The sequence below is a fragment of the Fibrella forsythiae genome (genome assembly GCF_017353175.1).
Taxonomy (GTDB): domain Bacteria; phylum Bacteroidota; class Bacteroidia; order Cytophagales; family Spirosomataceae; genus Fibrella; species Fibrella forsythiae.
The window spans coordinates 479,873-492,909 of the sequence record NZ_JAFMYW010000006.1 but is presented as its reverse complement, the minus strand read 5'-3'; the positions used below and the strand labels follow the sequence as shown (position 1 = coordinate 492,909).

Genomic DNA, 13,037 nt, shown 5'->3' with positions numbered 1-13,037 from the left:
GAATGATAGCCCGAATGTACGGGTTCCCATAACCATTTTGGCATAATTGGTCGTATTTCCTTGTTTTAAGGGTTAGAACGGGCAAAGCGACAAAAGTCACGCCGGTCTAGTTTGAATTCTTTAAAAAGTAAGGCGGGCAAACGGTCTGGTTATGGTAATCATAGGCTGCAGACTGGCTACTCCTCCCGATTGAGTTCATCGGCCACATCGTCTATACTTCGGTTCATGTCGGCAGGCTGTTGAATAGCTTCTATCTCCTGCTGAACAATACGCAGAATACGAGCTATGTACTCTGCATGCCAGCGTTGCCTGTCTGTTGACTGATCTGTCGTTGGCTGAAATGTCTCAATTTCGGCACGAGTGAGGATGCCTTTGCTCTCCAGAAGTCGCTCCAGCGTGTCGACACGTTCCCGGGCAACGGCGAGTTCGCCTGCAACGGCCATCGTAATGTTCAGTACCCGTTCAACCATCGGGTCGGTGAAGAAATAGGGCCGTTGGCCCTTGGCCTTGTTCGAAGCAAGCAACATGTCATTGATCATAGCGTGATTATGAAATGGTAAAGAGTTATTGAGTCGCATAAGACCTGGTTCCCTTCCAGGCCCCAAATACATTCCAGGAAACAGCCGGCATAATGGCGGGCAAACGGGTAGGTTGAGTGAAGTCGTCGGAATCGGCAACGGCTGCTGCACTGAATTGAAGCAGGTCATCAGGATCGAATCCGCCGGAAATCATCCAGTTTTTCATGCCCATGCCTGAGATGATCGTTCGAAACGGCATATTATCCAGTTGAGCTTTCCAGTCGCGTACACATTGTTCAAATAGATGTACGTCTGGTGTATAGGGCGACTGCTCCAGGTGAAGCATCAACCCGCCTGGTTTCAGCACCCGGTGTATTTCACGAATGATCTGCTCCAGTGCTGCTTTCGACGTCTCGTGAAGGAACGAAGTCGTTTGCACCCAATCAACCGATTCGTCGTCGTAGGGCAATTGCTCGGCGTTAACTTGGGAGAAGTCAACGTTGGGTACGTTCAGGGCAACAGATCGGGCATGACTGTAGCGGAGCATAGGCGCACTCACATCAATGCCCGTCACCTGCGCGGTCGGATAGCCGATTGCCAGCGGAAGCGTATTGTTGCCGGGGCCGCAGCCAAGATCAAGGATACGGGTTGGGGCAAAGTTTGGATAGTTCTGTTTCAGCCAGGCAACAACGGCCCGGCCCATGCCGTCGGAGAGTTGACCTTCCGCATGGGCATGCTTAACGATGAGCCCCAAATCGTACGTAGCCGCGCTCGACACGTCGTCTGGTCTATATTCCGTGTAGTAACCGCCAGGCATGGCGTGGTTGTCTGTTACCGTCAGGTACGTTGGTATACTGACGGAAGGGTCGAGGTGAAGAGTCTCTGGTCGCTGACTGGAATACTGGCTGGCTTTGCTGGCCAGCGTGTCGAGTTGCTTCAACACCAGGGAGCGGCTGGCTTGCTGGCGCATTTCAACGGTAGATCGGTATAACGCACCCCATGCCTGAAAACAGGGCTCGGGAAGCATCGCCGATTTTAACTCGTTATGCGTTGCAAAATCACGCCCTTTTTGAGCGTTGAAGGGCGGTCGTACCCGGCGCTCGTATGCAATTCTGATGCCTGGCTGAGCCACCGATGACACGTACTTGTTCAGGTTGGTCAGGAAATTGAACCGGGCCGCTTCATCGTGCGACACGCTGGGAAAGACCGGGTGTTGATCAGACTGACGGTTGTACGGCGGAGGCAGTATAGGGTGATTTTCTTTACTCATATCGATCCATAGACTTTATGGTATGATTGAGTAACTGCCAATTAGAAGCTGCTGTTTGCACACGCGGCCAAAGTAAGCCAGCGGAAGTAGCCTGACACTATAATATATATAGGTATGTTATAGCATTACTTTTTTCATCTGCCACATGCTACGGTACTCCGCTTTCAGTTGTGGAAACGGCAGCCTGGTTTCGCCAACCCGATTAAAACCCCGTTTCTCATAAAAGGCAATTGAATCCCGACTACTATCCATCACGTGCAGCCACATATAGGTTGCCTGCCGTTGCCGCGCAATAGTTTCAGCAAACTCGATCAGCAACGTACCCAGCCCTTGCCCGGCCGCTTCCGCCAAAAAATAAATTCGCTCAATCTCCAATCCGCCAGGTTCCTGTGTCTGTGGGAGGGGCTTGCTCAGGTTTATTTTCAGGTAACCAACCCGTTGATCATTCACAATTGCCCAGAAGTAGCGAACGTTCGGATGGTCGAGTTCAGCTTTTAACTGGCTTGCTCCGTATGAATGGGCTTGATACCAGGCTCCATCGTCGTCCCAGAGGTAGGTGAAGTGCTGAGGATAAATACGGAAGCATAACTCAGACAGGTCAATAGCCTGCTGGGAAAGTACAGGATCGATACGAAAATTAGTAACCTCATTCATGTTTTTGCAGGTCGTAATAAGTGCTGAACAAATTCGAATTACGGGAGTTTTTTTAGTAGTACACTCTGTTGACTATCCATCAGATAGCGTGTATTTGCCGCTCATAACGTTATGAAAATCAGTTACTTTGTATTTTGCTTAGGATTTTTTGGCTTATTTTATACTTGCGCTGTTGGGCAAAACCAAAATTCGCCTGACTTACAGGGTAAGCAGGCATATCTAAATGACTGCGTCCAGTATGCGCTGGCCAATAACCCACTTGTCAGGCAGCGGCTGATTGATCAGGAGGTGGCCGATCGAACCGTGAAAAGTGCATTGGCGGCCTGGTATCCTCAATTAAATAGTGGTTATAATCTGGTTCACTATCTAAAGCTGCCGGTTACGCTGATTCCCGACGCAACAACGGGCGAACGCCGACCTGTGGCCTTGGGCGCGCAAAATACATCGACGGTATCGTTCTCGCTGACGCAAAGTATTTTTAACCGGGATGTTCTGCTGGCCAGCCGTACCGCCGACGCCTACCGGATTCAGGCCGCTCAGACTACGACGAATGACAAGATCGACGTGGTGGTCAATGTGAGCAAGGCCTTTTACGATGTCATTCTAACCCAACGCCAGATCGAGATCCTGAACGAAGACATCACGCGGCTTCAACGCAGTTTGCAGGATGCGACCAACCAGTATCAAAGCGGTATTGTTGACCGTACTGACCCGCAACGGGCGAAGATTGCCCTGAACAACTCGTTGGCGCAACGGAAGCAGTATCAGGAACTGGTTGGTGCCAAAGCGCAGGCGTTGAAGCAGTTGATGGGCTATCCACCCACGTCGCAACTAACACTCACCTACGATACGCTCCAACTGGCCAACGAAATCTCGCTGGATACCACGCTGCTGGTTAATCCCAAATCGCGTATAGAATATCAGTTGCTTCAGACACAGGGGGAGTTGCTGGAGGCTAACGTGAAGTATAATCGCTGGTCGTATCTGCCCACGGTCAATGCCAATGCCAACTATAACCTGCTGTATCAGAACAACGTATTTCCTCAATTATACAATCAGAACTTCCCCAACTCACTGATTGGCCTCTCGGTCATCTTTCCCATTTTCCAGGGGGGACGACGAATTCAACAGACCCGGATTGCCGAGCTGCAAGTCAAACGATTGCAATGGGATTTAAACGCGCTGAACAGTTCGGTAGATGCCGAATACGCGCAGGCACTATCGACCTACAAAGGTAATCTGGCGAGCTATCAGGCGCAGCGAGAAAATCAGGCGCTGGCGCAGGATGTGTATCGGGTGATAGACCTGCAATATCGATCAGGAATACGAACGTACCTGGACGTGACAATTGCGCAGGCTGACCTGCAAACGGCCCGACTAAATGTATTCAACGCCCTCTACGCCGTCATAATCAGTAAACTGGACGTACAGCGGGCTCTTGGCCAGATCACGTTCTGACCCCACCCAACTCAACGATATGAAAACGACTATTAACATACTATTCCTGGCTGGTACCGTTTATCTGCTTGCTGCCTGTGGCGGAAAGAAAGAAGACAAGGCACAGGGACCGCCACCACCAACGCCCGTTACGGCTATTAAAGCCACGAAAGGGAATGCTACCTATTACGACGAATTTCCGGCCACGATAACGGCCCTGCTGGAAGTCGAAATTCAGCCGCAGGTAGCGGGTAATATCACGGGCATCTTCTTTCAGGACGGACAGGCTGTTCGTAAAGGACAGAAACTGTATTCGATTGATCCACAGCAGTATCGCGCTGGTTATGATCAGGCGGTGGCGAATCTGAATGTGCAGAAAGCGAACCTGAACCGGGCCCAGAAAGATGCCAATCGATATAACACGCTGGCTCAGCAGGATGCCATTGCCCGGCAGGTTGTAGATAATGCCGCTGCTACGCTCGAAGCCGCACAGATGCAGGTACAAGCCGCTGAAGCCAACATTCGGCAGGTAGCTACCAACCTGAAATACACCACCATTTATTCGCCGCTCGATGGTACTATCGGCATCTCACAGGTACGTCTCGGTGCTTCTGTAGCTCCCGGCTCAACGCCACTCAACACGGTATCGGCCGATAACCCGATCGCGGCTGATATTCAGGCTGATGAGTCGACGATTGCGCGCTTTCTGGCGCTGCAAAAACAGCCCAATGTAGTTCGCGACTCCACGCTGATGTTTACGCTGACAGATGGCACGGTGTATAAATACCCCGGAACGGTCCGCATTATCGACCGGGCGGTTGACCCACAGACAGGTACGTTGCGCGTACGGGTTTCTTTTCCTAATCCGGGTAAGCAGCTCAAAGTGGGTATCAACGGGAATATTCGGGTCAAGAATTCGACCGGGCAACCGCAACTGCTGATTCCGTACCAGGCCGTGACCGAGCAGATGAGCGAATACTTCGTGTATGTGGTCGGTGATAGCAGCAAGGTGGTGCAGAAGAAACTGACATTAGGGGCCCGCGTCAATGACCAGGTGATTGTGAAAGGCGGCCTTAAAGAAGGGGAAATCGTGGTTACGGAGGGTACCCAGAAGGTTCGTGATGGAGCGAAGGTAAAAGTCAATTTGCAAAGTCAAGAGCGAGGTAGCGCCGCAATGAACGGTCAGTCGGTCAGGCAATAATCGACTGTCTGATCATTCATTCTTTACCTGTCCAATCTGTTGGACCGTCACTCGTTTACCCGTTGAATTCATGTTCGCAGAAATATTTATAAATCGGCCCGTTACGGCCATTGTGGCATCCATCGTTATTGTAGCGTTGGGTGTGCTGGCCCTGCTGAGTTTGCCGGTCAGCCAATACCCCGACATTACGCCCCCGGTTGTGCAGGTTACAGGTACGTATACCGGGGCCGACGCGCAAACGGTTGAGCAAACCGTGGCCACGCCCATTGAAACCCAGGTGAACGGAACGCCCGGCATGGACTACGTGCAGACCAACGCTACCAACGACGGGCGCATGAGCATGAACGTGACCTTCAAAGTGGGCACCGACGTGAACATTGCCGCGCTCGACGTTCAGAACCGGGTTGGTATTGCCCAGCCGCAATTACCGCAGGAAGTAACCCGGCTCGGGGTGGTGGTGCGGAAACGGAATCCGTCGCTGTTCATGCTGGTGGCCATTTATTCGCCCAAAGGCACGCATAACGTGTCGTTTCTGGACAACTATACCAACATCTACATCCGGGATGCGCTGCTGCGGGTACCGGGGGTTGGTGATATCTTCAGTCGGGCCGATGATTTTTCGATGCGGATCTGGCTCAAGCCTGACCGGCTGGCGCAACTGGGTATGACACCCGATCAGGTGGTGGCGGCTTTGCAGGAACAAAACCTTCAGGTAGCCGGTGGGTCGGTGGGCGCGCCGCCGCAACCTAATTCGCAGGCTTTTGAGTACTCTGTCTTCACAAACAGCCGACTGAGCAAGGAAGAGGAATTTCGGAAAATCATTGTACGCAGCGATCCGGCCACGGGGTCGCTGGTTCGTTTAGAAGACGTTGCGCGGATACAATTGGGCAAATTCTCCTATGCCAGCAACTCGTTCGTTGATGGCAAGCGGGCGTCGTATCTGCTTGTGTATCAACTGCCGGGCAGTAACGCGCTGGCCACGGCCAAAGGCGTGTATGCAGCAATGGATAACCTGAAAAAAACCTTCCCGAAAGACATTGAATATGTAGTGCCGTTCGAGTCAGTATCGGTTATTCAGGTGTCGATTTCCGAAGTGGTTGAAACGCTGCTCGAAGCCTTGGTACTGGTGATTCTGGTGGTATTCCTGTTCCTGCAAAGCTGGCGCGCCACGCTTATTACGCTGCTGGCCATTCCGGTGTCAATCGTAGGTACGTTCGCTCTGTTTGTTCCGCTCGGGTTTACCATCAATACGTTGACACTCTTCGCCTTCGTACTCGCCATTGGTATTGTGGTCGATGATGCGATTGTGGTGGTCGAAGCCGTTCAGGTGAACATCGATAAGGGAATGTCGCCGAAAGAGGCTACCATGGAGGCCATGCGCGAGATTTCGGCGCCGGTAATCGCCATTGCCTTGATTCTGGCGGCGGTGTTCGTGCCGGTAGGGTTTATTCCCGGCATTGTCGGGCGCCTGTATCAGCAGTTTGCCATTACCATTGCCGTGTCGGTGCTGATTTCGGCGTTTGTGGCCTTATCGCTGACACCCGCGTTGTGTACGCTGATGCTGAGACCGATGCACATTGACGAGAAAGCAACCGGCCTGAACAAGTTCTTCTACAAGTTCAATCAGTGGTTCGAGAAGGTGACGAACGCGTATTCCAACAGCGTAAACCGACTGATCAAAGCCACACCACTGGTGATCGTGGGGCTGGTTGTCCTCTATATCGGAACAGGCCTGCTATTCAGAGCCAAGCCAACCGGCTTTATTCCAACGGAAGATGAAGGGCGATTGATTGTTACGTACGAAATCCCGGAAGCGGCCTCGACAACCCGAAGTCTGGAAGTGCTCAATAAGATCATGGACATTCTGAAAAAGCAGCCCTACGTCAACCACTTTGCGGCGCTGGGCGGGCTGAACGCGGTTACGTTCGCTTCCAAATCGAACAGTGGTACGGTGTTTATGCAGCTGAAACCATGGGAAGAACGAAAGGAACGAAACATGCAGGCCGATTCACTGGTGGTGAAGCTGCAACAGGAATTAGCGGTTCTGACCGATGCCCGACCGCAGGTGTTGCAACCGCCCGCCATTCCGGGTTTGGGGCAGTCGTCCGGCTTTACGTTTGAGATTCAGCAACGCGAAACCAACGACGATGTACGAGCCTTCGATGGCGTGGTACAGAACTTTCTGGCCGAGGCTAATAAACGCCCCGAAATCGGCCGGGCTTTTACCTACTTTACCGCTAAATCGCCTGCGTACCGGGTTGATGTCGATCGGGATAAGTGTAAAAAGCTGGGCATTTCGGTGAGCGCGGTCTATACCACCATGCAAACGTTTCTGGGTAGCCAGTACGTAAACGATTTTATTATCTACGGGCGGAAGTTCCGGGTGGTGGCACAGGCAGATACGATGTACCGCACCGATATAAAAAATCTGGGGCAGTATTATGTACGTAATCAGAGCGGACAACTGGTGCCGTTGAGTGCCGTGATCAAAACCAGTGTCATCGAAAATGCGCCGCTGATCTCTCACTTCAACCTCTTCCGAACAGTTGAACTCAACGGCGCAGCTAAACCCGGTTTCAGTAGTAGTCAGGCCAACGATGCCCTGCGCGAAGTGGCCGATAAGGTGCTGCCAACGGGCTATTCGTATGATTTCTCGGGTCTGAGCCGTGAAGAGATTAACGCCGGTAGTAGCTCGATCTACATCTTCATGTTGTCGGTTGGATTCGTATTCCTGTTCCTGGCGGCTCTGTACGAAAGCTGGTCGGTGCCCTTCTCCGTACTCTTATCGGTGCCAATTGGTGCCCTCGGTGCTATTCTTGCCCTCACGTTGTTCCCGTATCTGACCAATAACGTGTATGCGCAGATCGGGTTGATTACGCTGATTGGTTTGGCCGCCAAAAACGCCATCCTGATCGTAGAATTTGCCAAAGAGCGCGTAGACAAAGGCGAAGATTTGCTTGAATCGACTATTGAGGCCGTGCGGCTGCGGCTACGGCCCATCCTGATGACGTCGCTGGCATTCATCCTGGGTGTATTCCCGCTGGCGCTGGCGTCGGGTGCGGGCGGTGTGGCTCGTGCTACCATTGGCCGTACGGTGTTGGGTGGGATGCTGGCCGCTACGTCGCTGGCCATTTTCGTAGTGCCGGTGCTGTATGTGGGCATCACTAAACTGGCTTACGGCAAAAAAGGCCTTGATGAGCTGAAGAAGAAAAAAGAGAGTTCAAATCCTGACGAAAAACCGGGCGAAGACCCACAAGTAGCGCAGGCCTGAAGTGAATCAGAAACAGCAACGCCCGACCATGTACAAAATGGTCGGGCGTTGCTGTTTCTGACCGGGTGGGTACGTTTGGTCATGATTTTGTGAAGCCAACAACGACCACTTCACCTAATAGTGATTTGTCTTTCACAAATTTGACAAACGCACTGTTTTCTTCTAGCGGAGCAATCAGCTTGTGCTCGCCCTCTAGCTGAAACTGTACCGGAAGTACATAATTGCCCGCATAGGACTGCGACAGAGGCGGCAAGGCTGTTAGTACACGGTTAATTTCTTCTGTAAAAAGTGCGTCGACGTTGGCGGCGTTCAGAACCGAGACATTGGCAATCTTACCCAGGTCATCAACGCTGAAAAAGACATACGCCTTGGCCACCTTGTTTGCTTTGCTCGAAGCCGCCGGATACCTGATCTGCTTGGCGATGGCCTCAAAAAATTCGCGTGCCATAGGGTGGTCTTTAGTTTGGCCGAACGAACCAGTCATTGTGCTCGCGGCTAGGAGTAAGCTAACAAACAGGGTTTTTATAATTGGTAGACGTTATGCGTTGATTAACAGGTGCTTCCTGTATAGATGAACAAACACATGTTTGTCCACAACTGGGCCTAAGCAAGGCTTAAAAATACGACCCGACGAAATGCTGGTTAATAAATCACCTCTACGAATTCAGGTGTTGAGGCTAGGTACTAAGTAAACATTTTCGGCCCTTCTAAGGAGTTTCTAAGGTCTGATTAAGTCTATTCTAAGGGTGCGGTGCGTTGTTTGCGGCAACAAATAGAGTATCCAGAAAGCCCTGGCGTTATGACGTACGATATGCTTAACCAGCGTTTAATGAGCAGAAGAGCCTTTGGTGTGACCTTCATTGACGGGGAAACAGCGGCTATCAGGCTGTGGCACCTTCGCGCCAGAAACGTGGCCATTCTTGTTGAAGGACGCCCAGAACCAATTGATTTAAACAAAGAGAGCGACGGATACTGGTCGATAGAAACGACGGAGATCAAGCCCGGCGATTTGTATTCGGTGCTGGTCGACAACGAGCGTGTGTATCCAGATTCGGCATCGATCGTTCAGCCGCAGGGAATCTATGGTCCGTCGCAGGCCGTTGATATTACCAACTATTACTGGGATGATGGCTGCTGGGTAAACGCTCCGTTTGACGAGTACCGGATAGCTGAACTGGCTGTTGCTACCTTTACCCCCGCAGGTACGTTCTGCGCGGCCGAGCGGAAGGTAGGCGAGCTGAAAAAAGAAGGAGTCAACGCCGTAGTCATTCAGCCCACAAGGCCACTGCCTACCCCCAATGCGGCGGGATTTACGGCGGCTTCGTTATATACCATACAGGCAACGTATGGTACACCAACGCAGCTTCAGCATTTTATTAATACCTGCCATTACGAGGGTATTGCTGTCTGTGTAGATCTCGATTATGGCCTGTTACACCCGCAAGAGCCAGGCCGTGAGCCAGTTGATACCTACTTTATCCGCCAGGTAAGAACTGCATTGACCAAACGAAATCAGCACGCCGACGATGCCCGTTCTCAGGCAAGCCTCCGCTACTGCGTCGATAACGCATTGATGTGGTTTCGTGATTTTCATATCGATGCGCTCCGGTTAAATGGCATTCAGTCACTACCCGACGCCGATGTGTTGCTTACCCAGATTCGTCAGGCGGCCAATGAACTAACAGCCCAGACAGGGCATCAGTACTATTTGCTGATCGACTGCGATCAGACCAGGAAGGGTATTGCCGGGCAATCGTACCAACAATTTCCCTGTCGGGAGGAGCAACTGATTATGGCTGAGAACGATGATAAGCCAACGCCCGCCAAAGCCAGACGATACCGGCTTGATTTCCTCTATGAGCGGCGCTTTGCCGGTGTTTTGCGAACCCTTTTTGGCCGTCGGGCCTAAGTGCGTTCGGTGTACGTTTTCGCCGACTGCGCTGGCAGGTGGTGTTGATGAAGTCTGCTCAACACCACCTGCCAGCGGCCTTCTAAGCAGTTTCTAAGATTTGTTTAAGTCCGCTCTAAGTCGGTGACTGTACTTTGCCCATTCACACTGCGCGTTCAGTTGTTACGCGTTTCATGAATGAGCAAATCGAAAAACACGTATACCCGACTACTGATTGTTTCCTACCGATTGCCTTTTAGCATTCAGCCAACAGACGACGGACCAGCGCTGAGGCAGAATTCAGGCGGTCTGGTATCGGCCGTACTATCTATGGCCGAGCGAATGGGGCAGCAACCCGGAAACACTTCTACCAAAATTCATTGGGTAGGGCACGCCGATGCCAGCCTTCGGGCAGTTGAACCGGCATTGCTGGAAAACGAAAGCTTTGTGGCACATCCGGTATTCATGGAAGAGGCAGTTCACAAAGGATTCTACGAAGGGTTCAGCAATGATCTGCTCTGGCCGTTGTTTCATTATTTCACCTCGTATGCTTCATTCAACGAACGTGATTTCAGCCATTATCAGCAGGCCAACACGCGCTTTCTGGAAGAATTGAATGCCCTTATTGAACCGGGAGATCTGGTCTGGATCCATGATTTCCAGCTGATGCTGCTGCCGGATATGGTTAGAAAAGCCATTCCGAGCGCAACTATTGGCTATTTTTTCCATATTCCGTTTCCAACCTACGAAATCATCAAGCTGTTGCCACGTACCTGGCGGCAGGTATTGATCGAGGGCGTGCTGGGCGCCGATGTGATCGGTTTTCATACGGCTGATTACGTTCAGCATTTTATGCACAGCGTATCGGAGGTGCTGGCGTTGCCCATCATTGGCCACCGGATTGTACTGGCCGATCGATCCGTCAGCGTCCGGCATTTTCCGATCAGCGTCGATTTTACAAAGTTCAACGTCAGCGGGCAGGAGACTGATGTTGTCAGTACTCGCCTGCGGTACCAACGGCTGCTGCGCCATAACAAACTCATTTTCTCGGTCGACCGGCTCGATTATACCAAGGGTATACGCTACCGGCTACAGGGCTACGAACGTTTCCTGCTGCAACAGCCCGACTGGCACGGGCGGGTGGCCCTGGTGATGACCGTGGTGCCGTCGCGAGATAAAATCGGCCAGTATCAGGAATTGAAACGGGAGATCGAAGAAACGGTTGGGCGAATCAACGGTCTGTTTGGGTCAATTGGGTGGCGGCCAATCGTTTATTCCTACGCCTCGTTGACCTTCACCGAATTAATGGCCCTGTACACCGCCTGCGATGTGGCCCTGATCACCCCCATACGCGATGGTATGAATCTGGTAGCCAAGGAGTTCGTTGCCAGTCGGAGCGATCAGGCGGGGGTACTCATTCTGAGCGAACTGGCCGGTGCTGCTCAGGAGTTGCAGGAGGCGCTGATCATTAACCCGACCGATACGCAGGAAGTTGCCGACGCCATCGAACAGGCGTTGATCATGCCGAAACAGGAGCAATCGGCCCGGATGGAACAGATGCGGTGTCATATCCAGAATCATAACGTTTTCCGGTGGAGCCATGACTTTTTGAATGCGTTCGACAACGTACCTGGTGCCGAGCCTGATCTGGAAACCAACCTGCCGGTTGGCTCGTTCATGACCGCCTTTGCCGAGGCCCGGCAGCGATTGCTCCTGGTCGATTTCGACGGAACGCTGGCCCCTCTGGTTGATAACCCGGCCGATGCACGACCAACTGACGACCTCAGACAGGCCCTGGCGAGTTTGGCCGAACGTGCCGATCTGGTCATTATCAGCGGCCGAAACCGAACATTTTTGGAGCAGGCGATGGCTGGTATTCCCGTCTGTCTGGTTGCTGAACATGGTGCTTTCCTGAAAAAACCGGATCAGCCCTGGGAGCGGCTCGATCTGTCGGCGGATAATTGGCTGGCACCGGTGCGGTCGGTTATCGATCCGTTCGTTACACGTTTTTCCGGCTCGTTTGCTGAAGAAAAAGAGACAGCCATTGCCTGGCATTACCGAATGGCCCATGCCGACGACGTAGAATCTCAGGCCGTTGAACTGGCCAATATCTTGCGGGGCATCACGTCGGCTGTGCCATTGACGGTGATTCAGGGCAATAAAGTAGTGGAAGTAAAGCCAGCACAGCATAGCAAGGGCACGGTAGCGCTTTCCATTGTTGAGCAAAACGCCTACGATTTCATCGTTAGTATCGGCGACGATGCCACCGACGAAGACATGTTCAGCCAGTTGCCCAACTGGGCCTACACCCTGAAAGTTGGGCCAGGTACGTCTTTTGCCCGATATCGGCTAGCCCGGCAGCGCGATGTTGACACCCTACTGCAACAGATGAGCGAGGTGCTGACCAACATGTAGCAGGCTACTGATCTACTGGCTGCCCCGCTGGTGTTTCCAATTGTCTAACAGGCTCGGTTGCCTTATTTTCCGGCTCGGTCAGGTGTGTATAATGCGGCGGAAGCGGCGTCAGGCCAGACGACTGGCACCCAAATCGGGCACTGGCATAGTAGGCTGAGACGCCAGCCAAAACAAGGAGTACGAGTAAGATGCTGATTGCCATAACGAAGCAGTTTCGTGACCAGTATCAGATTGGCTAGCATACCCGCCTGGGTATCTGGCCAATCTGGCAGGCCCGAAAGCTATCAGTGGCTTTTAAGAGGCGGCTTAGAGGCAACTTAGAATTTACTTAGAAACGGGTCTTTCTACGTTCATCCGCAGGTACGTTGCTTATCAACATACCT

The 13,037-nt window shown here is 52.2% G+C and carries 10 protein-coding genes; 5 read left to right on the top strand and 5 right to left on the bottom strand.

Annotated features, from left to right (window positions below):
* Positions 1 to 176 precede the first annotated feature (176 nt).
* The 3 genes from J2I46_RS20785 to J2I46_RS20775 all read right to left on the bottom strand — a co-directional run bounded on the left by J2I46_RS20785 (position 177) and on the right by J2I46_RS20775 (position 2,442).
* Positions 177 to 539 (bottom strand): hypothetical protein, encoded by a 363-nt coding sequence (locus J2I46_RS20785; RefSeq protein ID WP_207330972.1) that lies wholly within the window; start codon positions 537 to 539, stop codon positions 177 to 179.
* 25 nt (positions 540 to 564) lie between these two features.
* A complete protein-coding gene (locus J2I46_RS20780) occupies positions 565 to 1,788 on the bottom strand; it encodes a class I SAM-dependent methyltransferase (protein ID WP_207330971.1) in 1,224 nt (407 codons plus the stop codon).
* A gap of 117 nt (positions 1,789 to 1,905) precedes the next feature.
* Positions 1,906 to 2,442: a GNAT family N-acetyltransferase gene (locus J2I46_RS20775; protein ID WP_207330970.1), complete on the bottom strand. Its 537-nt coding sequence runs from the start codon at positions 2,440 to 2,442 to the stop codon at positions 1,906 to 1,908.
* A gap of 111 nt (positions 2,443 to 2,553) precedes the next feature.
* On the opposite strand from J2I46_RS20775, the gene J2I46_RS20770 reads away from it, so the two are divergent.
* The 3 genes from J2I46_RS20770 (at position 2,554) to J2I46_RS20760 (ending at position 8,351) form a co-directional block, all read left to right on the top strand.
* Positions 2,554 to 3,900, top strand: coding sequence for a TolC family protein (locus J2I46_RS20770; protein ID WP_207330969.1), 1,347 nt, complete (start codon positions 2,554 to 2,556; stop codon positions 3,898 to 3,900).
* A gap of 19 nt (positions 3,901 to 3,919) precedes the next feature.
* Positions 3,920 to 5,080, top strand: a complete 1,161-nt coding sequence (locus J2I46_RS20765) for an efflux RND transporter periplasmic adaptor subunit (RefSeq protein ID WP_207330968.1) — start codon at positions 3,920 to 3,922, stop codon at positions 5,078 to 5,080.
* Positions 5,081 to 5,150: 70 nt separating this feature from the next.
* On the top strand, positions 5,151 to 8,351 hold the full coding sequence (locus J2I46_RS20760) for an efflux RND transporter permease subunit (RefSeq protein WP_207330967.1): 3,201 nt from the start codon (positions 5,151 to 5,153) through the stop codon (positions 8,349 to 8,351).
* 79 nt (positions 8,352 to 8,430) lie between these two features.
* Here the strand turns inward: J2I46_RS20760 and J2I46_RS20755 are convergent, their stop codons facing one another.
* Complete coding sequence (locus J2I46_RS20755; protein ID WP_207330966.1) at positions 8,431 to 8,799, bottom strand: hypothetical protein; 369 nt, start codon at positions 8,797 to 8,799, stop codon at positions 8,431 to 8,433.
* 381 nt (positions 8,800 to 9,180) lie between these two features.
* On the opposite strand from J2I46_RS20755, the gene J2I46_RS20750 reads away from it, so the two are divergent.
* Both J2I46_RS20750 and J2I46_RS20745 read left to right on the top strand, forming a co-directional pair.
* Positions 9,181 to 10,260 (top strand): alpha-amylase family protein, encoded by a 1,080-nt coding sequence (locus J2I46_RS20750; protein WP_207330965.1) that lies wholly within the window; start codon positions 9,181 to 9,183, stop codon positions 10,258 to 10,260.
* 177 nt (positions 10,261 to 10,437) lie between these two features.
* Entirely contained in the window at positions 10,438 to 12,654 is a 2,217-nt protein-coding gene (locus J2I46_RS20745; RefSeq protein ID WP_207330964.1) for a bifunctional alpha,alpha-trehalose-phosphate synthase (UDP-forming)/trehalose-phosphatase, read from the top strand.
* A 4-nt stretch (positions 12,655 to 12,658) separates the two neighbouring features.
* On the opposite strand, the gene J2I46_RS20740 is transcribed toward J2I46_RS20745, so the two are convergent.
* Positions 12,659 to 12,856: a hypothetical protein gene (locus J2I46_RS20740; RefSeq protein WP_207330963.1), complete on the bottom strand. Its 198-nt coding sequence runs from the start codon at positions 12,854 to 12,856 to the stop codon at positions 12,659 to 12,661.
* Between the last annotated feature and the right edge of the window lie 181 nt (positions 12,857 to 13,037).